Origin of the sequence: Serratia entomophila (assembly GCF_021462285.1) — a bacterium.
GTDB classification, from domain to species: Bacteria; Pseudomonadota; Gammaproteobacteria; order Enterobacterales; family Enterobacteriaceae; genus Serratia; species Serratia entomophila.
On record NZ_CP082787.1, the window covers coordinates 1,935,856 to 1,962,214 of the forward strand.

Annotated in this window: 30 protein-coding genes; 16 read left to right on the plus strand and 14 right to left on the minus strand. The window is 58.0% G+C overall.

The genetic code is table 11. The features are described from left to right. Nucleotides 1-125: 125 nt before the first annotated feature. The gene (locus KHA73_RS09420) at nt 126-410 is read right to left on the minus strand and encodes a YciI family protein (RefSeq protein ID WP_234590501.1); all 285 of its coding nucleotides are present in this window, start codon (nt 408-410) and stop codon (nt 126-128) included. A 100-nt stretch (nt 411-510) separates the two neighbouring features. Further along, on the minus strand, nt 511-1,431 hold the full coding sequence (locus KHA73_RS09425) for a Kdo(2)-lipid IV(A) acyltransferase (protein WP_234590502.1): 921 nt from the start codon (nt 1,429-1,431) through the stop codon (nt 511-513). 262 nt (nt 1,432-1,693) lie between these two features. Here KHA73_RS09425 and KHA73_RS09430 point away from each other — a divergent pair, with 262 nt between their 5' ends. Then, nucleotides 1,694-1,855: a histidine kinase gene (locus KHA73_RS09430; protein ID WP_234590504.1), complete on the plus strand. Its 162-nt coding sequence runs from the start codon at nt 1,694-1,696 to the stop codon at nt 1,853-1,855. A gap of 19 nt (nt 1,856-1,874) precedes the next feature. On the opposite strand, the gene KHA73_RS09435 is transcribed toward KHA73_RS09430, so the two are convergent. Further along, a complete protein-coding gene (locus KHA73_RS09435; RefSeq protein ID WP_234590505.1) occupies nt 1,875-2,972 on the minus strand; it encodes an NADH:flavin oxidoreductase/NADH oxidase in 1,098 nt (365 codons plus the stop codon). A gap of 207 nt (nt 2,973-3,179) precedes the next feature. Here KHA73_RS09435 and trhO point away from each other — a divergent pair, with 207 nt between their 5' ends. Then, nucleotides 3,180-4,247 (plus strand): oxygen-dependent tRNA uridine(34) hydroxylase TrhO, encoded by a 1,068-nt coding sequence (trhO, locus tag KHA73_RS09440; protein ID WP_234590506.1) that lies wholly within the window; start codon nt 3,180-3,182, stop codon nt 4,245-4,247. 36 nt (nt 4,248-4,283) lie between these two features. Here the strand turns inward: trhO and KHA73_RS09445 are convergent, their stop codons facing one another. The 9 genes from KHA73_RS09445 to pyrC form a co-directional block, all read right to left on the minus strand. Next, the gene (locus tag KHA73_RS09445) at nt 4,284-4,862 is read right to left on the minus strand and encodes a YceI family protein (protein ID WP_234590507.1); all 579 of its coding nucleotides are present in this window, start codon (nt 4,860-4,862) and stop codon (nt 4,284-4,286) included. 23 nt (nt 4,863-4,885) lie between these two features. Continuing rightward, nucleotides 4,886-5,440, minus strand: a complete 555-nt coding sequence (locus KHA73_RS09450) for a cytochrome b (protein ID WP_234590508.1) — start codon at nt 5,438-5,440, stop codon at nt 4,886-4,888. 393 nt (nt 5,441-5,833) lie between these two features. Then, a complete protein-coding gene (locus tag KHA73_RS09455) occupies nt 5,834-5,950 on the minus strand; it encodes a DUF2770 family protein (RefSeq protein WP_234590509.1) in 117 nt (38 codons plus the stop codon). 122 nt (nt 5,951-6,072) lie between these two features. Then, a complete protein-coding gene (locus KHA73_RS09460) occupies nt 6,073-6,699 on the minus strand; it encodes a LuxR C-terminal-related transcriptional regulator (RefSeq protein ID WP_234590510.1) in 627 nt (208 codons plus the stop codon). A 225-nt stretch (nt 6,700-6,924) separates the two neighbouring features. Further along, nucleotides 6,925-8,040, minus strand: coding sequence for an N-methyl-L-tryptophan oxidase (gene solA / locus KHA73_RS09465; protein ID WP_234590511.1), 1,116 nt, complete (start codon nt 8,038-8,040; stop codon nt 6,925-6,927). Between the two features lie 142 nt (nt 8,041-8,182). Next, nucleotides 8,183-8,437, minus strand: coding sequence for a biofilm formation regulator BssS (gene bssS, locus KHA73_RS09470; protein WP_004927812.1), 255 nt, complete (start codon nt 8,435-8,437; stop codon nt 8,183-8,185). 203 nt (nt 8,438-8,640) lie between these two features. Continuing rightward, the gene (locus KHA73_RS09475) at nt 8,641-8,916 is read right to left on the minus strand and encodes a hypothetical protein (protein ID WP_234590512.1); all 276 of its coding nucleotides are present in this window, start codon (nt 8,914-8,916) and stop codon (nt 8,641-8,643) included. 137 nt (nt 8,917-9,053) lie between these two features. After that, nucleotides 9,054-9,293 (minus strand): DNA damage-inducible protein I, encoded by a 240-nt coding sequence (gene dinI / locus KHA73_RS09480; RefSeq protein WP_234590513.1) that lies wholly within the window; start codon nt 9,291-9,293, stop codon nt 9,054-9,056. Nucleotides 9,294-9,373: 80 nt separating this feature from the next. Continuing rightward, nucleotides 9,374-10,420, minus strand: coding sequence for a dihydroorotase (gene pyrC, locus KHA73_RS09485; protein WP_234590514.1), 1,047 nt, complete (start codon nt 10,418-10,420; stop codon nt 9,374-9,376). A 225-nt stretch (nt 10,421-10,645) separates the two neighbouring features. On the opposite strand from pyrC, the gene KHA73_RS09490 reads away from it, so the two are divergent. Beyond that, on the plus strand, nt 10,646-10,933 hold the full coding sequence (locus KHA73_RS09490; RefSeq protein ID WP_234590516.1) for a putative quinol monooxygenase: 288 nt from the start codon (nt 10,646-10,648) through the stop codon (nt 10,931-10,933). Between the two features lie 63 nt (nt 10,934-10,996). On the opposite strand, the gene rne is transcribed toward KHA73_RS09490, so the two are convergent. Then, entirely contained in the window at nt 10,997-14,377 is a 3,381-nt protein-coding gene (rne, locus tag KHA73_RS09495) for a ribonuclease E (protein ID WP_234590517.1), read from the minus strand. Between the two features lie 553 nt (nt 14,378-14,930). Here rne and rluC point away from each other — a divergent pair. Further along, nucleotides 14,931-15,890, plus strand: a complete 960-nt coding sequence (rluC, locus tag KHA73_RS09500) for a 23S rRNA pseudouridine(955/2504/2580) synthase RluC (protein WP_234590518.1) — start codon at nt 14,931-14,933, stop codon at nt 15,888-15,890. 6 nt (nt 15,891-15,896) lie between these two features. Here the strand turns inward: rluC and KHA73_RS09505 are convergent, their stop codons facing one another. Next, on the minus strand, nt 15,897-16,478 hold the full coding sequence (locus KHA73_RS09505; protein ID WP_234590519.1) for a Maf family protein: 582 nt from the start codon (nt 16,476-16,478) through the stop codon (nt 15,897-15,899). A gap of 141 nt (nt 16,479-16,619) precedes the next feature. Here KHA73_RS09505 and yceD point away from each other — a divergent pair, with 141 nt between their 5' ends. The 12 genes from yceD (at nt 16,620) to holB (ending at nt 26,355) form a co-directional block, all read left to right on the plus strand. Beyond that, nucleotides 16,620-17,141, plus strand: a complete 522-nt coding sequence (yceD, locus tag KHA73_RS09510; protein WP_234590520.1) for a 23S rRNA accumulation protein YceD — start codon at nt 16,620-16,622, stop codon at nt 17,139-17,141. A 16-nt stretch (nt 17,142-17,157) separates the two neighbouring features. Next, entirely contained in the window at nt 17,158-17,325 is a 168-nt protein-coding gene (gene rpmF / locus KHA73_RS09515; protein ID WP_004943042.1) for a 50S ribosomal protein L32, read from the plus strand. An 11-nt stretch (nt 17,326-17,336) separates the two neighbouring features. Further along, nucleotides 17,337-18,371: a phosphate acyltransferase PlsX gene (plsX, locus tag KHA73_RS09520; protein ID WP_234590521.1), complete on the plus strand. Its 1,035-nt coding sequence runs from the start codon at nt 17,337-17,339 to the stop codon at nt 18,369-18,371. 6 nt (nt 18,372-18,377) lie between these two features. After that, complete coding sequence (locus KHA73_RS09525) at nt 18,378-19,331, plus strand: beta-ketoacyl-ACP synthase III (protein WP_234590522.1); 954 nt, start codon at nt 18,378-18,380, stop codon at nt 19,329-19,331. A 17-nt stretch (nt 19,332-19,348) separates the two neighbouring features. Next, on the plus strand, nt 19,349-20,278 hold the full coding sequence (fabD, locus tag KHA73_RS09530; protein WP_234590523.1) for an ACP S-malonyltransferase: 930 nt from the start codon (nt 19,349-19,351) through the stop codon (nt 20,276-20,278). Between the two features lie 10 nt (nt 20,279-20,288). After that, nucleotides 20,289-21,023, plus strand: coding sequence for a 3-oxoacyl-ACP reductase FabG (gene fabG / locus KHA73_RS09535; protein ID WP_234591238.1), 735 nt, complete (start codon nt 20,289-20,291; stop codon nt 21,021-21,023). 154 nt (nt 21,024-21,177) lie between these two features. Further along, nucleotides 21,178-21,414 (plus strand): acyl carrier protein, encoded by a 237-nt coding sequence (acpP, locus tag KHA73_RS09540; protein ID WP_004719003.1) that lies wholly within the window; start codon nt 21,178-21,180, stop codon nt 21,412-21,414. 82 nt (nt 21,415-21,496) lie between these two features. Beyond that, a complete protein-coding gene (fabF, locus tag KHA73_RS09545) occupies nt 21,497-22,738 on the plus strand; it encodes a beta-ketoacyl-ACP synthase II (protein ID WP_234590524.1) in 1,242 nt (413 codons plus the stop codon). Nucleotides 22,739-22,883: 145 nt separating this feature from the next. Further along, nucleotides 22,884-23,681, plus strand: coding sequence for an aminodeoxychorismate lyase (gene pabC, locus KHA73_RS09550; protein ID WP_234590525.1), 798 nt, complete (start codon nt 22,884-22,886; stop codon nt 23,679-23,681). 13 nt (nt 23,682-23,694) lie between these two features. Next, nucleotides 23,695-24,720: an endolytic transglycosylase MltG gene (mltG, locus tag KHA73_RS09555; protein ID WP_234590526.1), complete on the plus strand. Its 1,026-nt coding sequence runs from the start codon at nt 23,695-23,697 to the stop codon at nt 24,718-24,720. Next, complete coding sequence (gene tmk / locus KHA73_RS09560) at nt 24,710-25,348, plus strand: dTMP kinase (RefSeq protein ID WP_234590527.1); 639 nt, start codon at nt 24,710-24,712, stop codon at nt 25,346-25,348. The genes mltG and tmk overlap by 11 nt, the downstream gene beginning before the upstream one ends. Then, nucleotides 25,348-26,355: a DNA polymerase III subunit delta' gene (gene holB, locus KHA73_RS09565; protein WP_234590529.1), complete on the plus strand. Its 1,008-nt coding sequence runs from the start codon at nt 25,348-25,350 to the stop codon at nt 26,353-26,355. The genes tmk and holB overlap by 1 nt, the downstream gene beginning before the upstream one ends. Nucleotides 26,356-26,359: the final 4 nt, after the last annotated feature.

The window sequence follows — 26,359 nt, forward strand, 5'->3', positions numbered from 1 at the left end:
ATAAGTATGCGCCTTAACGGCGGGGACGGCAATTGCAGAGCGGCGTTTTACGGGGAAATGAAATAAAGTTTTAAAAATAAGTAATTAGCGAAATTCCGCGCTTAACGCGCGGAATTTATGGAATTTTATAATCCAGCCAGGGCGTCGAACCCCTCGGCGGTAGTGGTGGCGCTGAAGTCTGTCACCTCGTAATGCGCCACGGCGTTAAACGGATCTTCGGCCAGAATGGCGTCCAGCCGCGTGCGCTCAATGCCTTTGGCCAGTATCACGCCGCCGGTGCGCGGATTCTTGCGGCCGGAGGCGACGAAGGTGCCCTCCTGAAAATATTTCTTCAGCCAGGCAATGTGCCCCTCGAGGTGGCTGTCGACTTCGGCGATAGGGCGGTGATAGGTCAGGCTTACAATATACATAACGGCTCCCGGGTTAGCGGCAAAGGTTTTAACATCCCACCCTTACCGCCGATACTCAAGCCCCGCTTAGCAAAAAACCCGCCGGCCGGCGGGTTTGGGGTCAGTACAGCGAAGGCTCGCCTTCCGGGCGGGTCTTGAAGCGGCGGTGCAGCCACATGTACTGATCTGGCGCCATCAGGATCTCTTTCTCCACCACCTTGTTCATAAAGGCGGCGGCCTCAAGCTCGTTATCCAGCGGGAAGTTCTCTACCGCCGGCTGCATAATCAGCTCATAGCCCTGGCCTTCCGGCAGGCGGCGCGGGGTGAAAGGAATGATCGCCGGTTTGCCCATCCGCACCAGCACGTAGCTGCCGGTGGTGGTGGCGGCTTTCTCCACGGCGAACAGCGGGGCGAATACGCTGCTGCGCGGGCCATAGTCATGGTCCGGCGCATACCAGATGATGTCACCCTGCTTCAGGGCGCGGATCATGCCTTTCACGTCTTTGCGGTCCAGCATCGATTTGTTGGAACGCATGCGGCCCCAGGTTTGCAGCCAGTCCATCAGCTTGTTGTCGTGCGGGCGATAAACGCCGATACCCGGGTTATGGATGCCAAAGATGCGGGCGCCCAGCTCAAGCGTCAGAAAATGCAGGCCAATCAGCAGCACACCCTGGTGGTTGTCCCGCGCTTTTTGGATGTGCTCCAATCCGCTGACCTTGAACCAGCGCTCAATGCGCCAGTTTGGCCAGAACCAGGCCATGCCGGTTTCAAACAGCCCCATGCCGACGGATTCAAAATTTTTCACCACCAGCGCATCGCGCTCGGCCTGCGGCATGTCGGGGAAACACAGCGTCAGGTTGCGCTGGGCAATGGCCACCCGGCGCTTCAAAAAGCGCATCGAGAACCGCCCGAGCGAGGTGCCTAGCCGGTAGATAATCGGGTAGGGCAGCAATACCAACAGGTAAAGCAAACCGATACCGAACCAGGTGAGCCAGTAGCGCGGATGTAATAAAGAGCGATTGAAAGAGGGAACGTGAGTCATGTTTTCTCAGTTTAAAAGCAATCATTTAACGATAATAACAGAGTCATACGGCGGCCTGGAAATCGGAGGAGTCCAGCTGCGCGCTTCTTTTTCTGCCGTTTATTGTCAGCTATTGTGGCATTTTTCTCGGTAAACGGGAAAATACAGCGCATTAAAATATAATTTTTCGTGATGAATACCGGCCAGGGATTGGCAGCGCTGCCTGGATAGACGGCATTCAACGACAGGATTATGATAGCAGGATAATGATTAGGAGGGGGTCATGTTGGCGTCATGGTCAAGCGCGGGCCTGTTGGTCCTGGGGGCGTTGTTGGGCTGCCTGGGCGCGCATCTGCAATGGAATCCGCTGTTGGCGTTCGCCGGCGGCATGCTGCTGCTCGGCATGGTGATTTCCGGCTTTACCGAATGCGAAGGCGGGCGCTGAACGCCCACCTTGGCCAACCTTAGCGGCTGTTGAACAGGCCTTTCACCACGTGGGGCTCAGAGCGCCAGTACTGCGGCGGAGCATTGACCTTGTCGCCCAGCCTGGCCGCCGCGTGCCACGGCCAGCGCGGGTCATAGAGAATGCCGCGCGCCAGCGCCACCATGTCCGCCTGGCCGGTGGCGATTATCGCCTCCGCCTGCTCCGGCTCGGTAATCAGGCCGACGGCGATGGTTGGCAAGCCGGTCTCTCTTTTGATCGCTTCGGCGAACGGCACCTGGTAATTGGGGCCAACCGGAATTTTTTGCTGAGGCGACATACCGCCGCTGGAGACGTGAATATAGTCGCAGCCCAGTTCTTTCAGCGCTTTGCTCAACTCAATTGACTGCGCCAGATCCCAGCCGCCCGCGACCCAATCGCTGGCGGAAATGCGCACGCCAACCGCCTTGCCGGCCGGAAACGCCGCGCGAACGTCGCTAAAAATTTCCAGCAGCAATCGCATGCGGTTTTGCAACGAACCGCCGTATTGATCGCTGCGCTGATTGGCCAACGGCGAGAGGAATTGATGCAACAGATAGCCGTGCGCGCCATGCAGCTCAATCAGCGCAAAGCCCAGACGGTCGGCGCGCTTCGCCGCCGCGACGAACTGCGCTTTCAACTGGGCTATCTGATCCAGGCTCATCGCCTGCGGCGTTTCGTCATGTTCACCGAACGGCAGCGAAGAGGCGGACAGCGTCTGCCAGCCGCCGTGGGCCGCGCCTAACTGCGCGCCGCCCTCCCAGGGCACCGCGCAGGCGGCTTTGCGCCCTGCATGGGCGAGTTGAATGCCTAGCGGCAGGGTAGCGTGCTTTGTCACGGCCTGAACCACGTTCGCCAGCGCCTGTTCGGTTGCGTCGTCCCACAGGCCGAGATCGTTGGGCGTGATGCGCCCTTCGGGCGAGACGGCGGTCGCTTCGACGATCAGCAGCCCGGCGCCGGACAACGCCAGATGACCGAGGTGGATGCTGTGCCAATCGGTGGCCTTGCCGCCGTCGGCGGAATATTGGCACATCGGCGCGATGACAATGCGGTTGGGCAAGGTGAGCGGCCCCAGGGCTATAGGGGTAAACAGTTGACTCATGGCGTTCTCCTGAACCGTGATAAATCGATAGCGAGCTATCATTAGGCTTATCGGGATTTGTGAGCCCCGTCAAGTTTCCGCCGGCAATGCCGCACGTCCGGCTAATGCTGCACAGCGGATTATTTTCCGGTATGATGTGCGCCGCGCGCGGGCCAAGCGCCTGTGCGCGGTAAAATCAGTCACCTCCGAAAGACAGGAAAGTACACCATGCCAGTGTTACATAACCGAATTTCCAATGAGGAACTGAAGGCGCGCATGCTGGCCGAAACCGAGCCGCGCACCACAGTTTCTTTTTATAAATACTTCAGCATCGACGATCCGCAAGCCTTCCGCGACAGCCTCTATATTCAGTTCGACAAGCTGAAGGTGTTCGGCCGCATTTACGTGGCGAAAGAAGGCATCAACGCGCAGATCAGCGTGCCGCAGAACAATTTCGACGCCTTCAGGACCGCGCTGTTTGCTGCGCATCCGGCGTTGGATCAGGTGCGTTTGAATATTGCGCTGGAAGACGACGGCAAATCCTTCTGGGTGCTGCGCCTGAAGGTGCGCGATCGCATCGTGGCCGACGGCATCGATGATGAAAGCTTTAACCCGGCGAACGTGGGTGAATATCTGCAGGCCGATCGCGTCAATGCGATGATCGACGACCCGGATACGCTGTTTGTCGACATGCGCAACCACTACGAATATGAAGTCGGCCACTTCGAAAATGCCATTGAGGTGCCTTCAGACACCTTCCGCGATCAGCTGCCGATGGCGGTGGAGATGTTGCAGGACAGCAAAGACAAAAACATCGTCATGTACTGCACCGGCGGCATTCGTTGTGAAAAAGCCAGCGCCTACATGCTGCATAACGGCTTTAAAAACGTCTACCACGTGGAAGGCGGGATTATCGAATATGCGCGCAAGGCGAAAGAGCAGGGGCTGCCGCTGAAGTTTGTCGGCAAAAACTTTGTGTTCGATGAGCGTATGGGTGAGCGGATCTCGGATGACGTGATCGCCAACTGCCACCAGTGCGGCGCGCCGTGCGATACCCACACCAACTGCAAGAACGACGGGTGTCACCTGCTGTTTATTCAGTGCCCGAGCTGCGCCGCCAAGTTTGAAGGCTGCTGCAGCGAGATCTGCCGCGAAGAGCTGAAACTGCCGCGCGAAGAGCAGCGTGCGCGCCGCGCCGGCCGCGAGAACGGCATCAAAATCTTCAATAAGTCGAAAGGGCTGCTGCAGACCACGATGCACATTCCGGCACCGGAAGAAGAAGGCCCAGCGGGCTGAGCCTGATGAGAGCGCGGCGAACGCCGCGCTTTTTTATTACTTCTCGCGTACGCCTTCCACGGAGATGATCAGCTCCACGTCCTGAGACGCCGGGCCCAGATCGGTAGTGATACCGAAGTCTTTCAGCTTGATCTTGCCGTTGGCTTCAAAGCCGGCGCGGTAACCGCCCCACGGATCGTTGCCCTGACCAATCAGCTTGGCGTCCAGCGTGACCGGTTTGGTAACGCCGTTCAGCGTCAGGTTGCCGACTACCGCATAGCCTTCACCGTTCTTCTTCACCTCGGTGGATTCAAACTTGGCCTGTTTGTTCTTCTCAACGTTGAGGAATTCTGCGCTGCGCAGGTGTTTATCACGCTCGGCGTGGTTGGTATCGACGCTGGCGGTGTTGATGGTCACTTCCACCTTGTCCTTGGACGGGTCTTTTTCATCGAAGGAGAAGCCGCCGTCAAAGTCTTTGAAGCTGCCGTACAGCCAGCTGTAACCCAGGTGCTGGATGCGGAATTCGATAAAGGCGTGCTGCCCCTGTTTATCAATCTTGTAGTTCGCCGCCAGTGCGGAACCGGCGCTCAGCAGCAGGGCGCCTGCGGTCAGGCCCAATACGGTCTTTTTCAACATAGCAATCTCCATAAATCCAAAGGTTAATCGGCGCTGCTACCCAGCATCCGTTTCAAAGTCACATCACGGTCGACAAAGTGATGTTTAAGCGCGGCCAATCCGTGCAGTATAGAAAGCACTACGACGGCCCAGGCCAGATAAAGATGAATAGCGCCGGCGGTGTCGGCCTGTTCCGCCATGCCGCTGACGGTGGCTGGCACGTCAAACCAGCCGAATACGCTGATCGGCTGGCCGTCGGCGGTGGAGATCAGGTAACCGCTGATCAGAATGCTGAACAGCACCACATACAGCGCCAGGTGAGCCAGAATGGCGCTGACGCGCGTAAAACGGCTATAGCTGGCCAACGGCTTGGGCGGCGGCGAAACGAAGCGCCAAATCACCCGCACCAGCATGACGATGAACAGCAGGGTGCCGATGCTTTTATGGATCTCGGGCGCCTGGTGATACCAGACGTCGTAATAACCCAGCGTCACCATCCACAGACCGAGGGCGAACATGCCGTACACCGTCAACGCCACCAGCCAGTGGATCAACACTGACAGATGGCCGAAGCGGTCGGCGGTATTTTTCCAACGCATCATGTTTCCTTACTTTCTTCATTTTCTGGCAGCAATAGTTAAACATTAGGAAACACAAAATCAATAATAAATTTTACTATGTTACTACTTTAAAATATTGGTCAGCGGTTTTGCTGGAGGCGGGCGGAGTTAGTCAGTTAAATCGTTGGAGTTAGTATTATTCATAAAAAAACGGAATGTTCATTACCTGTTGAAATAACAGCTAATTATTTATTATTGTCAGCTTTTGTCATTTTAGGTAAATACGCTTTCGGCGTTAAGCATAATGCCGGTAGCAGGAGTTATCGGTTATTTCAAGCAGAACGAAAATATATCAGGGCATTTGCCGCAGATGGCTGCGCGCTAATTTGCTGCGGAGCGCCGCCGGAGTGAAGAAGTCTTGCCGCTCCAGGGTTACAGCATAAAGAAGAAATAGACGTCCAGCGCCAACAGTATCAGCCACAGGCAGAGGTACAGCACCAGATGTTCACGCACGTTGTTGACGATCGCCGCCAGTATTCTGTTTAACATGTCCAACCGCCTGAGGATAAGGGCCCCAGATTATAGTCTTTTTGCCGCCGGCTTTAATAGCTCGGCAGCTCGCGGGGAAAACAACGGGCGAAAAAAAGCCCGCTTTGCAGCAGGCTTGCGCTTTATGCCGTCAGCATGGGCTGCGACGTTGTGCCGACCTGCGTGCCTGGCGGGTAGAAGTAGCGCAGCACGTTATAGAGTGAATAGAACTCCAGCCGGTTGCGGGCGTTAATTTTTTCCGTGATATGGCGTTTGTGCACGTAAACCGTGTGCGAGCTGATCTGCAGCTTTTTGGCAATGCGGTAGTTAGGCATTTCCGCCATCCAGTATTTCATCACCGTCAGCTCTTGCGGGCTGAACAGCGAATGTTCAACGCCGGTTTCCACCTGCGGCAGCGGATTTTCCCGCAGAGTGCGGAGCGTGGTGGGCAGAATACTCTTATTGAACAGGAAGGCGTTATCCGAGATGCGCATTGGCGTCTCGCTGTACGGGTACGGGGTATCCAGGTAGATAAAGGATAGCGCCGATTGGCTGGCCGTCATAAACGTCTGCAGCTGCTCGTCATCTTCGCTATAGCGGCACTGGTTGGTCAGATTCACCAGTATGTGGCTTGGCTGGAAGCTGTCGAGTAGCGGCATGGCGTACTCTATGTTCTGGCAGCACTTCACCGTCGTGAAACCATTATCAGCAAAATAGCTGGCGATACCGACCCGGGTGAAGCAGCATTCGTCCACGACAAGCAGTTTCATGGTGACATCCTTGTTGATGGTGCTAAAGCCGATACGGCATATCACCTGTAAAATAGGGCTTACACCGGAGGGGATCAATTCGGAAATTCGACAGGCGAATATAAGAAATTTCCGTCATCACATTTTTTACTTGATATATAAAAGGGTTAGCAGGTTAATTAATTGTAAATCGACATCACAACTGCCCGCCAGGCTGCAAGGTTCGAGGCGGGACCCGCTGAAAGGTTAGCTAAATCGCTTCAGACCGAAGGGGGCGACGTCTACCGGCGGTGCTTTACCTTGGGCGAACAGTGCAGCCACTTCGCCCAGCGCGCTGGCGAATTTGAAACCGTGACCGCTCAGGCCGGTGATGACCATCAGATTATCGCATTCCGGTAGGGTATCGATAATGAAATCTTCGTCTGGACTCATATCATAACTGCATGCTTCACCGTGTAAACATACACCTACACCCGGCAGGAACTGACGCAGGAAATTGAAGACCTCGGTGCCGTCGCTGGCATAGCTGCCAAAAGGCTTCCTCTGCTCCGGCGCATCCATCGGCTGGCCGCCGTCGTGTTTGCCCAACTTGAGGCCGTCGTTATCCGCCGGAAAGCCATAATAGTGCGTGCCGTCCTGCGCTTCGACGGTAAACGCCGGGAAGCGGTTGTTGGTGCTGTAGCGGCCATCCGCCTGATGCCAGGAAAATACCTTGCGCAGCGGCGTGACCGGCATGTGCGGCAGCAGGGCTTTCACCCAGGTTCCCGCCGTCACCACCGCTTTGCGGCCGCAGAAGCGGCCTTCGCCGGTAACCACTTCGACGCCGCCTTCCACGGGTTCCACCGCGCTGACCGGGCAATTGAACAGTTGGCTGCACCCGGCTTCGTTGGTGAGTCTGATCAGGCTGGCCACCGCCTGTTCCGAACGCAGGAAACCGGCGTCCGGCTCAAACACGCCGAGGTAGTCCGCCGGCACATTGAATTCAGGCCAGCGCTGGTTAATTTGCTCGGCGCTGAGGTTCTGCGTGTTCAGGCGAAATTTCTGTGCGCTTTGTTGCGCATTGCCGATGAATTCGGACCGTTGCGGCCCCAGGTTCAGCACGCCGCAGGGTTGAAACAGCTCTTCACCGGTCTTCTGCATCAGCGCGTTCCACAGCGCCTGAGCGCGCAGCGCCAGAGGGACATATTTTTCACCTTCACCATAGGCGTGCCGAATGATGCGAGTGTCGCCGTGGTGACTGCCGTTACGGTGCGGCGGCATGGCGCTATCGATCATCAGTACCTTCAGGCCGGCCTGCGAGGCATAGTAGCCTGCCGCCGCGCCCACTGAACCGCTGCCCACGACAATCAAGTCATATTCCACGTGCCATACCCTCTCTGATAGATGTTGTTTATCGCGTTATGATAAAAGGTTGGGGGCGACAATGCATCCGTTGTGCGGCCTGTAGGCAAAGAAAAAGGCGCCGGAGATGATCGCGGCGCCTCGGGGGTTTTGGCGTGGTGAATTAGTGCTTTCTTCTATCAAGGTCCTGGTAATCCGTAGCTTCAATCTTGGCGATGCCGGCTTCTAATATGTTGATTAATTGCCGTGCGACATCTGTGGTGAGCCAAAGCGTTCTGTCTACTTGGGCTTCTTCGGGCGTTTGGTCTAGTGAAGACAGGTAATGAAGGCGTATCATCATGGCGTCATAAACGTCGACAGTACTGATATCCCAGCCAACAAGCGGATGTGTCTGAATTACTTCATCATTTCTGTCCATAAAGACCCCTTATTGAGTAGTGACTACCTTGAGTAACTAACGAGGATCAATGCGGCTCATCATCATGCGAGCAATTACAGTATACGCATCTGCTTTCATCGTTGGGGGTTTTCCCACCTTTTTTGCAAAATAAATATTTAGTTGAGCAATTATTCAACAGTCTTACCTGCGAATACGGGAATGATTCAGAATCGCTGGCTTATTCAGCCGAGGGGGGACGGCGGGGCGCTATGCAGGCGCTTTTCCAATTCTTCCGCCAAATGGGCAAAATGTTTTTGCGTTTCAGCGTCGCGATTCTGGTTTTGCGACTCCAGCTTCAGGCTGTGGATCAACAGCTGATTGGCTTTGTCATCCAGGCCAAACGCCAGATAAGAGAACGCCACTTCCAGTACGCTCAGACGCCGCTTTTGATCGGCAATCAGCGCCAGCAATTCGCCAAAGGTCATTGCTTCTTCGGTTTTCACCTTGTCCGGGGCCATGCTTACTACCTCCTGTCAAAACATTCAGTACAGACCAGATGCGGATTTATTCCAGACTAAGGGTAATAGATGAACGGGTGGGGCGCCAGAAACAAAAAAGCCGGAGAGCGACCCCCGGCAAAAACAGCATTGCAGTATTATTCCGCGCTGAACCACTCGTCGGCGCTTTCCCAGGTTTCCTGGAGTATTTCTTCGATCAGATCCCGGTCGGTTTTCGCGCCGCCCAGTACCGAAAGCCCGTTGGCGCCGGCATAACGCACCTGAACGCTGGTGCCCGGAAACTGGCGGTTCACCCTTTTGCTCAGTTCACCGGTCAGCGCCTCAATGGCGCCAGACGGCAACGGCTTGGTTTTATCTACAGTGACTTCAACACGCATAATTGCCCCCGAAGCGATTTACTGGTTATTTATACAGTTAACCATCAGCGGGAGCAATAGGCAGCATTAAAAAAAGATTGTCAGTCCTTCAGCGACCAACTCAGGGTTTCGCCGGCCAGGAACGGAATGACAGATTCACCGCCCAGGGCTATCTCTTCCGGCTGGGTAGTTGGCACGCGCTGCAGCTCGATAATCTCTTCATTGACCGGCAGGCCGTAGAAGCGCGGGCCGTTCAGCGAACAGAAGGCTTCCAGATGTTCCAGCGCGCCCAGTTGGTCAAACACGGTGGCGTAGGCCGGTATGGCATTCGGTGCGTTGAAAACGCCGGCGCAGCCGCAGCTGGACTCTTTACGGTGTTTGGCGTGCGGCGCCGAGTCGGTGCCGAGGAAGAAGCGATCCGAACCGCTGGCGACCGCTTTGCGCAGGGCTTCCTGATGAGTATTGCGCTTAAGGATTGGCAAGCAGAACAGGTGTGGGCGAATACCGCCAACCAGCATATGGTTGCGGTTGAACATCAGGTGCTGCGGCGTGATGGTAGCGCCGAGGAAACGATTGCCTTCCTGCACGTACTGAGCCGCCTCTTGGGTGGTGATGTGTTCGAAGACGATTTTCAGCTCCGGAAACTGCCGGCGGATCGGCTCCATGACCTGGTCGATAAAGCGCGCCTCGCGATCGAAGATATCGACGTGAGCGTCAGTCACTTCGCCGTGGATCAGCAGCGGCATGCCGATTTTCTGCATCTGTTCGAACAGCGGGTAAATGCCTTTCACGTCGCTCACGCCATGGCTGGAGTTGGTGGTGGCGTTGGCCGGATACAGTTTGGCGGCGGTAAACACACCTTGTTCAAAGCCGCTGACCAGCTCATTGGCGGAGAGGGAGTTGGTCAGGTAGCAGGTCATCAGCGGGGTGAAGTTATGGCCCTGCGGAACCGCAGCCAAAATGCGCTCGCGGTAGGCGCGCGCGGCGGCCACGGTGGTGATTGGCGGAGCCAGGTTCGGCATCACGATCGCCCGGCCAAACACCTGACTGGTATAGGGCACTACCGTTTTCAGCATCTCGTCGTCACGCAGATGGATATGCCAGTCGTCAGGGCGGCGAATTTTCAGGGCTTGAAGTTGTGCGGTCATGTTGCATGGGCTCCGGCGGTCAGAAAACGTCTAAGTAAAAGCGAATAATGGGGGTTATTCACGCCGGGGTGTAAGGATAAGCGGAAAGCGCGCGCGATGCATCTGTTTGTTGCCGGCAAGTTGAAATCAATCGGCTATCGGGCGCATAGTGGCAGGGACTTTAATCATCCGGGGGAGAAACCACCGGAGAAGGGTCTTTATCATCATCTGGAAAGGGAGAAAGCAATGGAAGTACGCGTTATCGCCACCCTGCAGGCGAAGCCCGAATTTTTGTCCGCCGTCAGCGAGGCGGTGCACGAGATCATCGAACCAAGCCGCCAAGAGTTGGGCAACCTGCAGTACGATCTGCATCGCGATCTGGAAAAACCGGGCACCTTCGTCTTCTTCGAACGTTGGGCCAGCAGTGAGGCGCTTGATAAGCATAGTGCGACCGCGCATTTCCAACGCTTTGTCGGCCAGGTCGATGGCAAGCTGGACGTGCTGGATATCAAGAAGCTGAAGAAAATCGCCTGATCGCCGCGTTTTCAGGCCAGAAAAAACCCGCCGATTGGCGGGTTTTTTTATCGCGAGGTTAACTTACTCGTTGACCGGCTGCGGTTTGGTGGCCGGGGCCGTAGCCTGGTTCACCGCCGCATGGCCGCCGGCTGAGCCTTTACCTTCGAAGTTGAAGGAAGGGCGCTGCCAGTCGCTGTGCTTGCGTTCTTCCGGCACATAGGCCGGTGCAGGAGCTTTGGTCATCGGTGCCGTAGCGATGTGCTTATACAGCACGTTCTGAACGGTTTTCACCGGAACAGGCTGTTGGATCGCCGGAGCGGGTTCGGCAACGACCGGGGCCGCCACCTCTTCTTGCTCTGGGGCCGCTTCAGCTTCCGCTGTAGGCTCAACGGCCACCGGGGTTTCTTCCGCCACTATTTCAGCTTCAACGGCAGGCGCCGCCTCAACCGTCGCAGGCTCTTCCGCCGCTGCGGCCACCGGGGCTTCTTCCACTGGCGCCGGCGCTTCTGCTGCTGCAGGTGCCGCTTCAGCTGCGATGACGGTAGTGTCTTCCTCTACGGCTGCGGTTTCAGCCTCCACTTCCACAACGGTTTCTTCAACCGGCTGGCTGGCAATGACCGGCGCCGCTGGGGCTTCAACCTTGGCCTCAGCCTCTTCCGCTTCAACCGGCAGCTGTTCAGCCGCGGCGGTGATGACCGGCGCTGCGACAGCGACGGCTTCCGGCGCCATCAGGTTATCGGCGGCGATCTCGGCGGCTTCGGCCTGAACGTCTGCCGCTTCTTCCACCTGTGCGCTCTGTGCAACCGGGTAGCTTACCCAGACTTTGCCCGATGCCATTTCCGGTGAAGCGAAAGCCCCGGCCAACGGCATTGGCGACTGCAGCGGGTAACGCTCATCGCGGTAGCGGCGACGGCGCTGGCCGCTGACGCGCAGGTGGCGCGGCGAGCGGCGCGAGCGGCGTGGCATGCCGTTTTCGCCATTAGCGCGGTTTTCACCCTGGGCATCATCTTCCGCCTGGGCGGCAACGCTTTCCGGCAGCAGTTTAACGCTGTCTTCGGCCGCAGCCGGCTTAACGTCTTCGAGCTTGGCGATCGGTGCTTTCGGTGCCAGCAGCTCTTCCGCTGCGCGGTGCAGTTCTTCTTCTGCAGACAGCACGCGAACTTTCTGCGTCAGAGGGCGGCGTTGGCGACGCTGCATGTTCTGCTGCTGACGTTCTTCCTGTTCCTCATCGCTCTCGACGGCAACGTCGGCGCTTTCCAGCGCTTTCACTTCCTGTTGAGCCTGACGTTTCTCTTCCTGGCGGCGACGCTGGCGTTCTGCGCGCTGCTCACGGCGTTGCTGCTGCTCTTCGCGCTGTGCTTTAGCGGCTTCTTCCGACACCGCCTCTTCGACAACCGGCGCATTTTGCTGCTGGTTGCGGCGGTTGCGGCGCTGTTCCTCACGAGACTCGCGGCTTTCGCGGCCTTCGCGGTTGTCGCGCGGCTCGCGATTATCGCGGTTGTCGCGTTCGCCACGGTTGTCACGGCCTTCACCGCGCTCTTTGCGCTCACCGCGTTCCGGGCGATCGTTGCGTTCGCTACGCTCACCGCGCTCGCCGCGTTCTTTACGGCCGGTGCCCTGACGGCGCTGGCCGCGGCGATCCTGACGGCGGTTTTCACCGGTGTTTTCCGCCTTCGGCGCTTCGGCCGGTTTGGCTTCTACGGCGGCAGGCTGCTCTTCAGCGGCGAACAACGACTTCAGGCCACCGAACAGACGGCCCAACAGGCCCGGCTTGGCGGCGACCGGCGCAGCGGCCTTGGCGGCAGAGGCGGCCGGTTTGGCGGCGGCGGGTTCTTCAGACGGCGGCGGCACGTCGGCAGCCAGAGAGAAGGAAGCCAGAGCCGGTTGTTCTGGGCGTTTGCGCTCCATCGGCGCATCTTCCAGCGGTTGAGCCATTTCTTCTTCATGCAGCTTCGGCAGCAGGTAGCTGAGGGTAGGGGTTTCTTCACCTTTGCGCACGCGCAGTACCGAGTAATGCGGGGTCTGCATTTGATCGTTCGGCACGATGACGGCTTTCACGCCACCCTGACGTTTTTCGATCGCGCTGACCGATTCACGTTTTTCGTTCAGCAGGTAAGAGGCAACCTGAACCGGCACGATGGCGTGAACTTCTTTGGTGTTTTCCTTCAGCGCTTCTTCTTCGATCAGACGCAGGATGGACAACGCCAGCGATTCGTTATCACGAATGGTGCCGGTGCCGTTACAGCGCGGGCAGACGTGATGGCTGGATTCGCCCAGCGACGGGCTGAGGCGCTGACGCGACATCTCAAGCAGGCCGAAGCGGGAAATGCGGCCGATCTGAATGCGCGCACGGTCTTGACGCACGGCGTCGCGCAGGCGGTTTTCGACTTCGCGCTGGTGGCGTACCGGGGTCATATCGATAAAGTCGATGACGATCAGGCCGCCGAGGTCGCGCAGGCGCAGCTGACGGGCGATCTCGTCCGCCGCTTCCAGGTTGGTGTTAAACGCCGTTTCTTCGATATCGCCGCCGCGGGTCGCGCGGGCGGAGTTGATGTCGATGGCGGTCAGCGCTTCGGTGCTGTCGATGACAATCGAACCGCCGGAAGGCAGACGCACTTCACGCTGGAAGGCCGATTCGATTTGCGATTCGATCTGGTAATGGCTGAACAGCGGGATTTCACCGCTGTACAATTTGATTTTGCTGCTGAAATCCGGGCGGCCCAGCGCAGCGATGTGCTCTTTGGCCAGATCGAGAACCTTCGGGTTGTCGATCAGGATTTCGCCGATGTCCGGGCGCAGGTAATCGCGGAATGCGCGCACGATAACGTTGCTTTCCTGGTGGATCAGGAACGGAGCAGGGCGGCCTTCGGCGGCTTTCTTGATCGCTTCCCAGTGCTTGAGGCGGAAGGACAGATCCCACTGCAGCGCATCGGCGGATTTACCGACGCCCGCGGTGCGAACGATCAGGCCCATGCCGTCCGGCAGTTGCAGCGAGGAAAGCGCTTCTTTCAGTTCGGTGCGGTCGTCACCCTCGATGCGGCGGGAAATGCCACCGGCGCGCGGGTTGTTCGGCATCAACACCAGGTAACTGCCGGCCAGGCTGATGAAGGTGGTCAAGGCGGCGCCTTTGTTGCCACGTTCTTCTTTGTCTACCTGGACGATGACTTCCTGGCCTTCGCGCAGCACATCTTTGATGTTCGGGCGGCCATGGGAGGAATAGTTACTTGGGAAGTATTCGCGGGCGATTTCTTTAAGAGGGAGGAAACCATGTCGTTCTGCGCCGTAGTCCACGAACGCTGCTTCAAGACTTGGTTCAATGCGGGTGATTTTGCCTTTGTAAATATTCGCTTTTTTCTGTTCATGACCCGGGCTTTCAATGTCCAAATCATACAGCCGCTGTCCATCTACGAGGGCAACACGCAACTCTTCCTGCTGAGTCGCGTTAATCAACATTCTTTTCATCTTAACTTACTCGTTATTTTTACATTATCGACAAAGCTGCGGGCAAAATAACCTCATGGCCGGATTAAAACCGAAAACCCCGTGTCTTCTCGCAAAGCCGTCAACCTCACGGTTGTCGCCTGCATAGGGGCGCATTATCTCGGTAAGCCTGCATTTCTTTGTGAAAGGCAGCGCTTTTGACTTAGGGAATAGCTTCTGATTTACGTCGACAGATCTGATTCCATTTGCCGGCCAAGCTGCAACCCGCAGCCCGCTAATTGTTTGATTTCGCATTACGTCTTACGCCATTGCTGCGTTTTTGCGCGATCAGACAAACTTTATAATTCCACCGTTTTCCCTGTTTAACGAGAATCAACGCGGAAAGTGACTGCATTATTCCACTGCTGATACCGTTATAGCAAGGTGACTTTTCCTTAACTGCGGTAGAAATCGCAAACGTTCAAACCGGCTTGCTGCCTTATTGTCCGCTGGGGTTTCGCCCGCCGTCAGAGAGACAGTTAAGCACAGAAAAAGATGTGGCGCTATTAACGCGCTCTATTTAGAATCCCGCTCCATGAAAACGAACAATCCGGCAGTACAATTAATCACGATTTCTGACGACGAAGCCGGTCAGAGAATCGACAACTTTCTGCTCGCTCGCCTGAAAGGCGTGCCAAAGAGCATGATTTACCGCATCGTGCGCAAAGGCGAGGTGCGGGTCAATAAAGGGCGCATCAAGGCCGAATACAAGCTGGCTGCGGGCGACGTGGTGCGCGTGCCGCCGGTGCGCGTGGCCGAGCGCGAAGAGGCGCCGGTGTCCGCCAAGCTGGACAAGGTGGCCGCGCTGGCCGATTGCATTCTGTATGAAGACGATCACCTGCTGATCCTCAACAAGCCCTCGGGCACCGCAGTGCACGGCGGCAGCGGCCTGAGCTTCGGCGTGATCGAAGGGCTGCGCGCGCTGCGGCCCGAAGCCCGTTTCCTGGAGCTGGTGCACCGCCTGGACCGCGATACCTCCGGCGTATTGTTGGTGGCGAAGAAGCGCTCGGCGCTGCGTTCGCTGCACGAACAGCTGCGGATGAAGGGCATGCAGAAGGATTACCTGGCGCTGGTGCGCGGCCAGTGGCAATCCCACTGCAAGGCGGTGCAGGCGCCGCTGCTGAAAAACATTTTGCAGAGCGGCGAACGCATCGTGCGCGTCAACAGCGAAGGCAAGCCGTCGGAAACGCGCTTCAAGGTGGAAGAGCGCTATGAATTCGCCACGCTGGTCAAGGCCAGCCCGATCACCGGGCGTACCCACCAGATCCGCGTGCATACGCTGCACGCCGGGCACCCGATCGCTTTCGACGATCGCTATGGCGATCGCGAATTCGACCGGCAGCTGGCGGGCACCGGCCTGAAACGCCTGTTCCTGCACGCCGCGGCGCTGCGCTTTGAACATCCGGCCACCGGCGAAACCCTGCGCATCGAAGCGCCGATGGACGAAGAGCTGCGCCATTGCCTGCAGGTGTTGCGCCAGCAGGCAACTCAATAAGCCGGATCACGCCAGCGGGTTGAGGCCTTCCGCCCGCAGCATGTCCAGCAGCGCTATCAGCGGCAGGCCAACCAGCGCGTTCGGGTCGCGGCCTTCCAGCTTTTCAAACAACGCAATGCCCAATCCTTCGCTCTTAAAGCTGCCCGCGCAGTTCAGCGGCTGCTCCAGCCGCACGTAGGCGCCGATCTCCGCCTCGCTCAGCGTGCGGAAATGCACGTGGAACGGTTCGCACAGCGCCTGCAGGTGCCGGCTGCGGCCGTTGTACAGCGCCAGGCCGGTATAAAAGGTGACGGTCTGGCCGCTGGCCCGGCGCAGCTGCGCGCAGGCGCCTTCTGCGCTGTGCGGTTTGCCGGTGATTTTTCCGTCGAGCACGCAGACCTGATCGGAGCCGATAATCAGATGATCGGGGTAGGCGATGGCCAGCGCCTGGGCCTTCGCCGCCGCCAGCCGCAGCACCAGGGCTTCGGCGGTTTCATCGGCCAGCGGGGTTTCATCCACCTCCGGCGCTGCGCAGATAAAGGGCAGGTGCAGCTTTTCCAGCAGCATTTTCCGGTAGGGTGACGTCGAGGCTAACAGCAATCTCTGCATAATTTTTTTCGCAAACCATAGCGTAAATAGGTTGGGCATTTTAAACTGTCGGCCGCTGTGGAAGCGAATATTGGTGAAAGGTGCCGTTTTGCGGCCTTTTTCTTTGACTCTATGTCGTTACAAAGTTAATATGCGCGCCCTATGCAAAAGGTAAAATTACCCTTGACCATTGATGCGGTACGTACCGCTCAGCGTCGCCTGGATTATGCAGGCGTCTATACCCCTGAGCAGGTTACACGTGTCGCCGCCTCCGTGGTCAGTGTGGACAGTGATGTCGATGCGTCGTTGTCGTTTAATATCGATAACCAACGCCTCGCGGTGATAACAGGGCATGCGGACGTCGCGGTAACGCTGATGTGCCAACGCTGTGGCATCCCGTTTGAGCACCATGTTCACACAACATATTGTTTTAGCCCGGTCGTCACTGATGAGCAGGCTGAGGCATTACCGGAAGCGTACGAACCGATCGAAGTCGACGAGTTTGGCGAAGTCGATCTGTTGGCAATGATTGAAGACGAAATTATTCTTTCACTGCCTGTCGTTCCGGTACATGAATCTGAACACTGTGAAGTGTCCGAAGCGGACATGGTATTTGGCAAACTGCCTGCAGAGGCCGAGAAACCGAATCCATTTGCCGTATTAGCCAGTTTAAAGCGTAAGTAATTGAGGAGTAAGGTCCATGGCCGTACAACAGAATAAACCAACCCGTTCCAAACGTGGCATGCGTCGTTCACACGATGCGTTGACCACCACCACTTTGTCTGTAGATGCGACTTCTGGTGAAACTCATCGTCGTCACCACATCACTGCCGACGGTTTCTACCGCGGTCGCAAGGTTATCGGCTAAGTAGCGGTACCTTGACTCGTCTAACCCTGGCGTTAGATGCAATGGGCGGGGACTTCGGTCCCTGCGTCACAGTGCCTGCTTCATTGCAGGCACTGGCCTCTAATTTACAGCTTCATCTCCTGCTGGTCGGCGATCCCGACGCAATCTCCCCCTTACTTGCCAAAGCCGATCCGGTTCTTCTGGAGCGTCTGCAAGTCGTGCCCGCCGAGTCAGTGATTGCCGGCGACGCCAAACCTTCACAAGCGATACGCGCCAGCCGCGGAACCTCCATGCGCATTGCGCTGGAGCTTATCAACGGCGGAAAAGCGCAGGGCTGCGTCAGCGCAGGCAATACCGGCGCTTTGATGGGCCTGGCCAAGCTGTTGATCAAGCCGTTGGAAGGCATTGAGCGCCCGGCGTTGATGACGGTGATACCGAATCAGCAGCGCGGCAAAACCGTGGTGCTGGATTTAGGCGCCAACGTCGAGTGCGACAGCACTATGCTGGTGCAGTTTGCGGTGATGGGCGCGGTGATGGCGGAGGAAGTGGTCGGCATCGCGCAACCCCGTGTGGCGCTGCTGAATATTGGCGAAGAAGAAACCAAAGGCCTGGATAATATCCGCGAAGCGGCCGCCGTGCTGAAAAATACGCCGGCAATCAACTATATCGGCTACCTGGAAGGCAACGATCTGCTTACCGGCAAAACCGATGTGATGGTTTGCGACGGCTTTGTGGGTAACGTCACCCTGAAGACCATGGAAGGTGTGGTAAGAGTGTTCTTATCGCTGCTGAAATCCTCCGGAGACGGCGGCAAGCAGGCGTGGTGGTTGAAATTGTTGGGCCGTTGGCTGCAAAAACGGGTGGTAAAGCGCTTCGGCCACCTGAACCCCGACCAGTATAATGGCGCATGTCTGTTAGGATTGCGCAGCACCGTAATCAAGAGCCACGGCGCTGCAAACCCTCACGCGTTTGCAGTCGCAATCGAACAGGCTGTGCAGGCGGTGCAGCGGCAAGTCCCCGAAAGGATTGCTGCGCGCCTTGAGGCTGTATTACCTAAGAGTGACTGATCGTACATGTATACAAAGATTCTCGGTACGGGGAGTTATTTACCCGTACAAGTGCGCACCAATGCTGATCTGGAAAAAATGGTGGATACCTCTGACGAGTGGATCGTCACGCGTACCGGTATCCGTGAACGCCGTATCGCTGCCGCAGATGAAAACGTAGCGACGATGGGCTTCCATGCGGCTGAAAAAGCGCTGGAAATGGCGGGTGTGGCTAAAGAAGACATCGGGCTGATCGTGGTGGCGACCACCACCTCGACTCACGCGTTCCCAAGCGCCGCTTGCCTGGTGCAGCAGATGCTGGGCATCAAGGACTGTGCGGCGTTCGATCTGGCCGCGGCCTGCGCCGGTTTTACCTACGCGCTCAGCGTAGCCGATCAGTATGTGAAAAACGGCGCGGTGAAGCATGCGCTGGTGATCGGCGCGGACGTGCTCTCGCGCACCCTGGATCCTGAAGATCGCGGCACTATCATCCTGTTTGGCGATGGTGCGGGCGCGGTGCTGTTGGGCGCTTCCGAAGAGCCGGGCATCATGTCGACCCATTTGCACGCCGATGGCAGCTACGGCGGCCTGCTGACCCTGCCGTTCAAAGATCGCCAGGATCAGGACAAGCCGGCCTATGTCACCATGGCGGGCAACGAAGTATTCAAAGTTGCGGTTACCGAACTGGCGCACATCGTTGATGAAACGCTGCAGGCCAACGATATGGACCGCAGCGCGCTGGACTGGCTGGTGCCGCATCAGGCCAACCTGCGCATCATCAGCGCAACGGCGAAAAAATTGGGCATGGGCATGGATAAAGTGGTGGTGACGCTCGACCGTCACGGCAACACCTCAGCGGCCTCTGTCCCGGCAGCGCTCGATGAAGCGGTGCGCGATGGGCGAATTCAGCGCGGCCACCTGGTGCTGCTGGAAGCCTTTGGCGGCGGCTTTACCTGGGGCTCGGCGCTGGTTCGTTTCTGATTTGACAGGAAGAGAAAATGACGCAATTTGCTTTTGTATTCCCAGGCCAGGGGTCTCAGGCCCTTGGCATGCTGGCCGAGCTGGCCGCGCAGTTCCCGATCGTCGAAGAAACCTTCGGCGAAGCTTCCGCCGCCCTGGGTTACGACCTGTGGCAGCTGGTGCAGCAAGGCCCGGCGGAAGAGCTGAACAAAACCTGGCAGACGCAGCCGGCATTGCTGGCCGCCTCCGTGGCTATCTTCCGCGTATGGCAGCAGCAGGGCGGTAAAACCCCGGCGCTGATGGCCGGCCACAGCCTGGGCGAATATTCGGCGCTGGTGTGCGCCGGCGTGCTGGACTTCAAGGCGGCGATCCGCCTGGTTGAGCTGCGCGGCAAGCTGATGCAGGAAGCGGTGCCGGAAGGTACCGGCGCCATGTACGCCATTATCGGCCTGGACAACGCCGCCATCGCCAAAGCCTGCGAAGAGTCGGCCCAGGGCCAGGTGGTTTCTCCGGTCAACTTCAACTCGCCGGGCCAGGTGGTGATCGCCGGCAACAAAGAAGCGGTTGAACGCGCGGGCGCAGCCTGTAAAGCCGCCGGCGCCAAGCGCGCGCTGCCGCTGCCGGTGAGCGTGCCTTCGCACTGTGCGCTGATGAAGCCGGCCGCCGACAAACTGGCCGTGGCGCTGCAAGACGTGACCTTCAGCGCGCCGCAGGTGCCGGTAGTGAATAACGTCGACGTGCGTACCGAAACCGATCCTGAAGCGATCCGCAGCGCGCTGGTGCGTCAGCTGTACAGCCCGGTGCGTTGGACCGAGAGCGTAGAATTTATCGCAGCGCAGGGCGTGACGTCGCTGCTGGAGGTTGGTCCGGGCAAGGTTCTGACCGGCCTGACTAAACGTATTGTTGACACCCTGACGGCGGCGGCGGTAAATGATCCTGCCAGTCTGTCGGCGGCGCTTGAACAATAAGAGGAAAATGATGAGCTTCGAAGGAAAAGTTGTTCTGGTCACCGGCGCAAGCCGCGGTATTGGCCGGGCTATTGCTGAAACGTTTGTGGCACGCGGCGCCAAAGTGATCGGTACCGCCACCAGTGAAAGCGGTGCTGAGGCTATCAGCGGCTATCTGGGCGCAAACGGCAAAGGGTTTATGTTGAACGTTGTTGATGCTCAATCTATCGACAGCGTGCTGGCATCTATTCGTGCTGAATTTGGCGAAATCGACATTTTAGTGAATAATGCCGGTATTACGCGTGATAACCTGCTGATGCGTATGAAGGACGACGAGTGGGCCGATATCCTGGACACCAATCTGACTTCCGTATTCCGTCTGTCAAAAGCGGTAATGCGCGCTATGATGAAAAAGCGGTTTGGCCGTATCATCACCATCGGTTCCGTTGTCGGCACCATGGGGAACGCAGGGCAGGCTAACTACGCGGCGGCTAAAGCCGGTCTGATTGGTTTTAGCAAGTCTTTGGCACGTGAAGTCGCTTCACGTGGCATTACGGTCAACGTCGTGGCACCTGGCTTTATTGAGACGGACATGACACGGGCGTTGACAGATGATCAACGTGCAGGCATTTTGTCATCAGTTCCAGCCAACCGGCTGGGCGATGCTAAAGAAATCGCCAGCGCTGTTGCATTTTTAGCCTCTGATGAGGCTGGCTACATCACCGGTGAAACGTTACATGTCAATGGCGGCATGTACATGATTTAAAAAATGCGAAAACTATTTGCGTTATTTGGGGTAAAAACCGCAAAATAGCGTAAAATCGTGGTTTGACCAGCCGGGATTTAGTTGCATCTTTTTCAACATTTTATACACTACGAAAACCATCGCGAAAGCGAGTTTTGATAGGAAATTTAAGAGTATGAGCACTATCGAAGAACGCGTTAAGAAAATCATTGTTGAGCAACTGGGTGTTAAACAGGAAGAAGTTTTAAATAACGCTTCTTTCGTTGAAGATCTGGGCGCTGATTCTCTTGACACCGTTGAGCTGGTAATGGCACTGGAAGAAGAATTCGACACCGAGATTCCAGACGAAGAAGCTGAGAAAATCACTACTGTTCAGGCAGCTATTGATTTCATCAACGCTAGCCAGCAGTAAGAGAACATATCTAGGCGGTCATTCGACCGCCTAAGTTTTTTCTATCCCTAGTGTCATATTTTTCCCTCCTTGGAGGACAAACGTGTCTAAGCGTCGAGTAGTTGTGACCGGACTGGGCATGTTGTCTCCTGTCGGCAATACGGTAGAGTCCACATGGAACGCTCTTCTTGCCGGTCAGAGTGGCATCAGCCTGATCGACCATTTCGATACCACTGCCTATGCGACCAAGTTTGCAGGCCTGGTAAAGAACTTTAATTCAGAGGATTTCATCTCCCGCAAAGATGCGCGCAAGATGGACGCCTTTATCCAGTACGGTATCGCTGCCGGCATGCAAGCCATGCAGGATGCCGGGCTGGACATCACCGAGGCTAACGCCAGCCGCATTGGCGCCGCTATCGGCTCCGGCATTGGCGGCCTGGGTTTGATTGAAGAAAACCACAGTTCACTGGTTAACGGTGGCCCACGGAAAATCAGTCCGTTCTTCGTGCCATCCACCATAGTGAACATGATTGCAGGCCACCTGACAATCATGTACGGCATGCGTGGCCCAAGCATCTCCATCGCCACCGCCTGTACCTCAGGTGTGCATAACATCGGCCACGCGGCGCGTATCATTGCTTACAATGACGCAGACGTGATGCTGGCCGGCGGGGCAGAGAAAGCCAGCACCCCATTGGGCGTCGGCGGCTTCGGCGCAGCGCGCGCGCTGTCCACCCGCAACGAAAACCCGCAGGCGGCCAGCCGACCTTGGGACAAAGACCGTGACGGTTTCGTGCTGGGCGACGGCGCCGGCATGATGGTGCTGGAAGAGTACGAGCACGCCAAGAAACGCGGCGCGAAGATCTACGCCGAAGTGGTCGGTTTTGGTATGAGCAGCGATGCCTACCACATGACCTCGCCACCGGAAAACGGCGCAGGCGCTGCGCTGGCGATGGAGAACGCCTTGCTTGACGCTGGCGTGACCACGTCACAAATCGGTTACATCAACGCGCACGGCACTTCTACGCCGGCCGGGGATCAGGCCGAAGCGCAGGCGGTGAAATCTGTCTTCGGCAGCGATGCGCAACGCGTGATGGTCAGCTCGACCAAATCGATGACCGGCCACCTGTTGGGCGCGGCGGGCGCGATTGAATCGATCTTCACCGTACTGGCGCTGCGCGATCAGGCGGTACCGCCAACCATCAACCTGGATAACCCGGATGAAGGTTGCGATCTGGACTTCGTGCCACATGAAGCGCGTCAGGTGAGCGACATGCAGTACACGCTGTGTAACTCCTTTGGCTTCGGCGGCACCAACGGTTCCCTGATTTTCCGCAGAGTGTAACTCGCGCTGTGGATAGCTGACGAAAAGCCCGGTTTTTTAACCGGGCTTTTTTACGCCCGCCGTTTGGCCGCCGGTGGGGCTGCGTATCGTCTCGCCGCCTGCTATCCTGCGAGCGTAATGAAATAAGCCGGCAACAGGAGGAAGCATGTACTGGATTAACGGACAACGCCACGATGCGCTGGCGCCGAGCGATCGCGGCCTGCAGTTCGGCGACGGCTGTTTCACCACTGCCCGGGTTATCGACGGTAAAATCGATCTGCTGCCCTGGCACATCGAGCGTTTGCAGCAGGCGGCGCAGCGCCTCATGCTGCCTGCCATCGACTGGGCGGCCTGCGAACAAGAGATGACGCATGCGGCAGAATCTATCCCGCTCGGCGTGGTCAAAGCGATACTGACGCGGGGCAGCGGCGGGCGCGGCTATGGCCCGGCCGGGTGTGAAAACCCCACGCGCATCGTTTCGCGCAGCGGCTATCCGGCGCATTATCTGCAATGGCGCGAGCAGGGCATCAGCCTGGCGCTCAGCCCGGTGCCGTTGGCGCGCAACCCGCTGCTGGCGGGCCTGAAGCACCTTAACCGGCTTGAGCAGGTGCTGATCCGCGCGCATCTTGACCAGACGGCCGCCGACGAGGCGCTGGTGCTTGACACTGCCGGTATGCTGGTGGAATGCTGTGCGGCTAATTTGTTCTGGCGCAAGGGAAAAGCGGTATTTACGCCGGACCTTAGCCAGGCGGGCGTCGCCGGGCTGATGCGGCGGCGGGTGATCGCGTTGTTGGCGGGGACTGAATACCGTCTGCATTACGTCAGCGAACCGCCGGATACGCTGGCCGGCGCCGACGAGGTGCTGGTCAGCAACGCGCTGATGCCGCTGCTGCCGGTCAACGCCGCGCATTTATGGCGCTACCGTTCGCGGCAACTGTATGATTTTTTACGTCCACACTGTTAACCATGGCTGATTGATGAAGAAAAGAAAGCTGAAGATCCTGTCCATTATTGTTGTCCTGGCATTGGCCCTGCTGTTCTGGGGTTACCAGAAGGTCGAACGCTTCGCCGATACGCCGTTGGCCATTCAGCAGGAAACGATATTCAAACTGCCGGCCGGCACCGGGCGCGTGGCGCTGGAAGGGTTGTTGGTGCGCGACAAGCTTATTCGCAACGGCATGTGGTTCCCGCTGTTGCTGCGGATAGAGCCGGAGCTGGCGGAATTCAAGGCCGGCACCTACCGTTTTACCCCGGGCATGACGGTACGCCAGATGCTGAAGCTGCTGGCCAGCGGCAAAGAAGCCCAGTTTAACGCGCGCTTTATCGAAGGCTCGCGCCTGCGCGACTGGCTGCAGGTGCTGCAGCAGTCCAAATATCTGAAACATACCCTGGCGGGCAAGAGCGAGGCGGAGATTGCCGCGGCGCTGGGCATGCCCGAAGGCGCCCACCCGGAAGGGCAGCTGTATCCGGATACCTATCTGTATACCGCCGGCATGAGCGATATCGCCTTGCTGAAGCGCGCGCACCTGCGGATGGAAAAAACGCTGCAGGCCGCCTGGGATGAGCGCGACACCAGCCTGCCGTATAAAACGCCGGAAGAGCTGCTGACCATGGCCTCGATCGTCGAGAAAGAAACCGCGGTGCCGGAAGAGCGCAGCAAGGTGGCCTCGGTGTTTGTCAACCGGCTGCGCATCGGCATGCGCCTGCAGACCGATCCGACGGTGATTTACGGCATGGGTGACAGCTATAATGGCAACATCACCCGCAAGGATCTGGAAACCGCCACGGCCTACAATACCTATGTGATCGCCGGCCTGCCGCCAACGCCGATCGCCATGCCGGGAGAGGCCTCGTTGAAAGCCGCCGCCAATCCGGCCAAGACGCCTTATCTGTATTTTGTCGCCGACGGCAAGGGCGGGCACGCCTTCACCACCAATCTGGCGAGCCATAACCAGGCGGTGCGCGCCTACCGCCAGGTGCTAAAGGAAAAGAATGAAAAGTAAATTCGTGGTTATCGAAGGACTGGAAGGCGCGGGCAAAACCACCGCGCGCGACACCGTGGTCAACGTGCTGCGCGAATATGGCGTCGAGGATATCGTCTTCACCCGCGAGCCGGGCGGCACGCCATTGGCGGAGAAGCTGCGCGATTTGTTCAAGCGGGGCATCGACGGCGAGCTGCCGACCATCAAGGCGGAAGTGCTGATGCTATACGCCGCCCGGGTGCAGCTGGTGGAAACCGTCATCAAGCCGGCGTTGGCGCGCGGCGCCTGGGTGGTCGGCGATCGTCACGATCTGTCGTCACAGGCTTATCAGGGCGGCGGGCGCGGCGTGGATCCGCAGCTGATGACTTCGCTGCGCGATACCGTGCTGGGAAGTTTCCGCCCGGACTTGACGCTTTATCTGGATCTGCCGCCGAGAGTCGGTCTGCAGCGCGCGCGCGCGCGCGGCGAGCTGGACCGCATCGAGCAAGAGGCGCTGCCGTTCTTCGAGCGCACGCGCGAGCGCTATTTGGCGCTGGCGGCGCAGGACGACGCTATCGTTACCCTTGACGCTTCGCAACCGCTGGAGCAGGTAACGGCCGCCATTCGCGCCAGCGTGCGCCAGTGGCTGCAACAGCAGGAAGGCGCGTAATGAACTGGTACCCGTGGTTGAACGGCCCTTATCGCCAATTGGTTGGGCAGTACGCCACCGGCCGCGGCCACCATGCGCTGCTGTTGCATGCCGCCGCCGGCAATGGCGACGATGCGCTGGCCTACGGCCTGAGCCGTTGGCTAATCTGCCAGCGGCGCAACGGTGAAAAGAGCTGCGGCGAATGCCACAGCTGCCGGCTGATGCTGGCGGGCAATCATCCTGATTACCACGTACTGGCGCCGGAAAAGGGTAAAAGCAGCCTGGGGATCGAGCCGATTCGTCAGGTGATTGAAACGCTTTATTCCCACGCCCAACAGGGCGGCGCCAAGGTGATTTGGTTGGCGCAGGCGGAGCTGCTGACCGAAGCGGCGGCCAATGCGCTGCTAAAAACGCTGGAAGAACCGCCGGAGAAAACCTATTTCCTGCTCGGTTGCCGCGAACCGTCACGCCTGTTGGCGACGTTGCGCAGCCGTTGCCTGTACTGGCATCTGGCCAGCCCGGACGAGCAGCTTGGTCTGCAGTGGTTGAACCGCCAAACGCCGGGCGATCCGGTCGACCATCTTACCGCGTTGCGCCTGCATGACGGTGCGCCGATCGCCGCCGAGCGCTTGTTGCAGCCGGAGCGCTGGCAGCAGCGCAGTGCCCTGTGCGCGGCGCTGAGCGCCGCACTGCCGCAGCATGACATGCTGTCGTTGTTGCCGGTGCTGAACCATGAAGACGTCGCTGAACGCCTGCACTGGCTGTGCGCATTGCTGGTGGACGCCATGAAATGGCAGCAGGGCGCACAGGGCTACGCGCTCAATCAGGACCAACAGCCGTTGGTGCATCAGCTGGCCAGCCGGCTGAGCAGCAGCTCGCTGCAGCAAATCGTGCAGCAATGGCTGACCTGCCGCCATCAGCTGCTCAGCGTGGTTGGCGTCAACCGCGAGCTGCTGCTGACCGAACAATTACTGGGCTGGGAGCAGATGTTGGGCGCTGCCGGCTATTCACATCCTCATTCGCTGTAACGTC

Coding starts and splice junctions, on each gene's coding strand:
- KHA73_RS09490 (WP_234590516.1), top strand. CDS start 10,646: ATGGAAGTACGCGTTATCGCCACCCTGCAGGCGAAGCCCGAATTTTTG.
- KHA73_RS09425 (WP_234590502.1), bottom strand. CDS start 1,431: ATGACTCACGTTCCCTCTTTCAATCGCTCTTTATTACATCCGCGCTAC.
- tmk (WP_234590527.1), top strand. CDS start 24,710: ATGAAAAGTAAATTCGTGGTTATCGAAGGACTGGAAGGCGCGGGCAAA.
- KHA73_RS09455 (WP_234590509.1), bottom strand. CDS start 5,950: ATGTTAAACAGAATACTGGCGGCGATCGTCAACAACGTGCGTGAACAT.
- acpP (WP_004719003.1), top strand. CDS start 21,178: ATGAGCACTATCGAAGAACGCGTTAAGAAAATCATTGTTGAGCAACTG.
- KHA73_RS09505 (WP_234590519.1), bottom strand. CDS start 16,478: ATGCAGAGATTGCTGTTAGCCTCGACGTCACCCTACCGGAAAATGCTG.
- fabD (WP_234590523.1), top strand. CDS start 19,349: ATGACGCAATTTGCTTTTGTATTCCCAGGCCAGGGGTCTCAGGCCCTT.
- KHA73_RS09430 (WP_234590504.1), top strand. CDS start 1,694: ATGTTGGCGTCATGGTCAAGCGCGGGCCTGTTGGTCCTGGGGGCGTTG.
- dinI (WP_234590513.1), bottom strand. CDS start 9,293: ATGCGTGTTGAAGTCACTGTAGATAAAACCAAGCCGTTGCCGTCTGGC.
- bssS (WP_004927812.1), bottom strand. CDS start 8,437: ATGGACAGAAATGATGAAGTAATTCAGACACATCCGCTTGTTGGCTGG.
- KHA73_RS09435 (WP_234590505.1), bottom strand. CDS start 2,972: ATGAGTCAACTGTTTACCCCTATAGCCCTGGGGCCGCTCACCTTGCCC.
- KHA73_RS09420 (WP_234590501.1), bottom strand. CDS start 410: ATGTATATTGTAAGCCTGACCTATCACCGCCCTATCGCCGAAGTCGAC.
- pyrC (WP_234590514.1), bottom strand. CDS start 10,420: ATGACCGCACAACTTCAAGCCCTGAAAATTCGCCGCCCTGACGACTGG.
- mltG (WP_234590526.1), top strand. CDS start 23,695: ATGAAGAAAAGAAAGCTGAAGATCCTGTCCATTATTGTTGTCCTGGCA.
- KHA73_RS09445 (WP_234590507.1), bottom strand. CDS start 4,862: ATGTTGAAAAAGACCGTATTGGGCCTGACCGCAGGCGCCCTGCTGCTG.
- KHA73_RS09475 (WP_234590512.1), bottom strand. CDS start 8,916: ATGGCCCCGGACAAGGTGAAAACCGAAGAAGCAATGACCTTTGGCGAA.
- KHA73_RS09450 (WP_234590508.1), bottom strand. CDS start 5,440: ATGCGTTGGAAAAATACCGCCGACCGCTTCGGCCATCTGTCAGTGTTG.
- rne (WP_234590517.1), bottom strand. CDS start 14,377: ATGAAAAGAATGTTGATTAACGCGACTCAGCAGGAAGAGTTGCGTGTT.
- rluC (WP_234590518.1), top strand. CDS start 14,931: ATGAAAACGAACAATCCGGCAGTACAATTAATCACGATTTCTGACGAC.
- rpmF (WP_004943042.1), top strand. CDS start 17,158: ATGGCCGTACAACAGAATAAACCAACCCGTTCCAAACGTGGCATGCGT.
- fabG (WP_234591238.1), top strand. CDS start 20,289: ATGAGCTTCGAAGGAAAAGTTGTTCTGGTCACCGGCGCAAGCCGCGGT.
- KHA73_RS09460 (WP_234590510.1), bottom strand. CDS start 6,699: ATGAAACTGCTTGTCGTGGACGAATGCTGCTTCACCCGGGTCGGTATC.
- pabC (WP_234590525.1), top strand. CDS start 22,884: ATGTACTGGATTAACGGACAACGCCACGATGCGCTGGCGCCGAGCGAT.
- trhO (WP_234590506.1), top strand. CDS start 3,180: ATGCCAGTGTTACATAACCGAATTTCCAATGAGGAACTGAAGGCGCGC.
- KHA73_RS09525 (WP_234590522.1), top strand. CDS start 18,378: ATGTATACAAAGATTCTCGGTACGGGGAGTTATTTACCCGTACAAGTG.
- holB (WP_234590529.1), top strand. CDS start 25,348: ATGAACTGGTACCCGTGGTTGAACGGCCCTTATCGCCAATTGGTTGGG.
- yceD (WP_234590520.1), top strand. CDS start 16,620: ATGCAAAAGGTAAAATTACCCTTGACCATTGATGCGGTACGTACCGCT.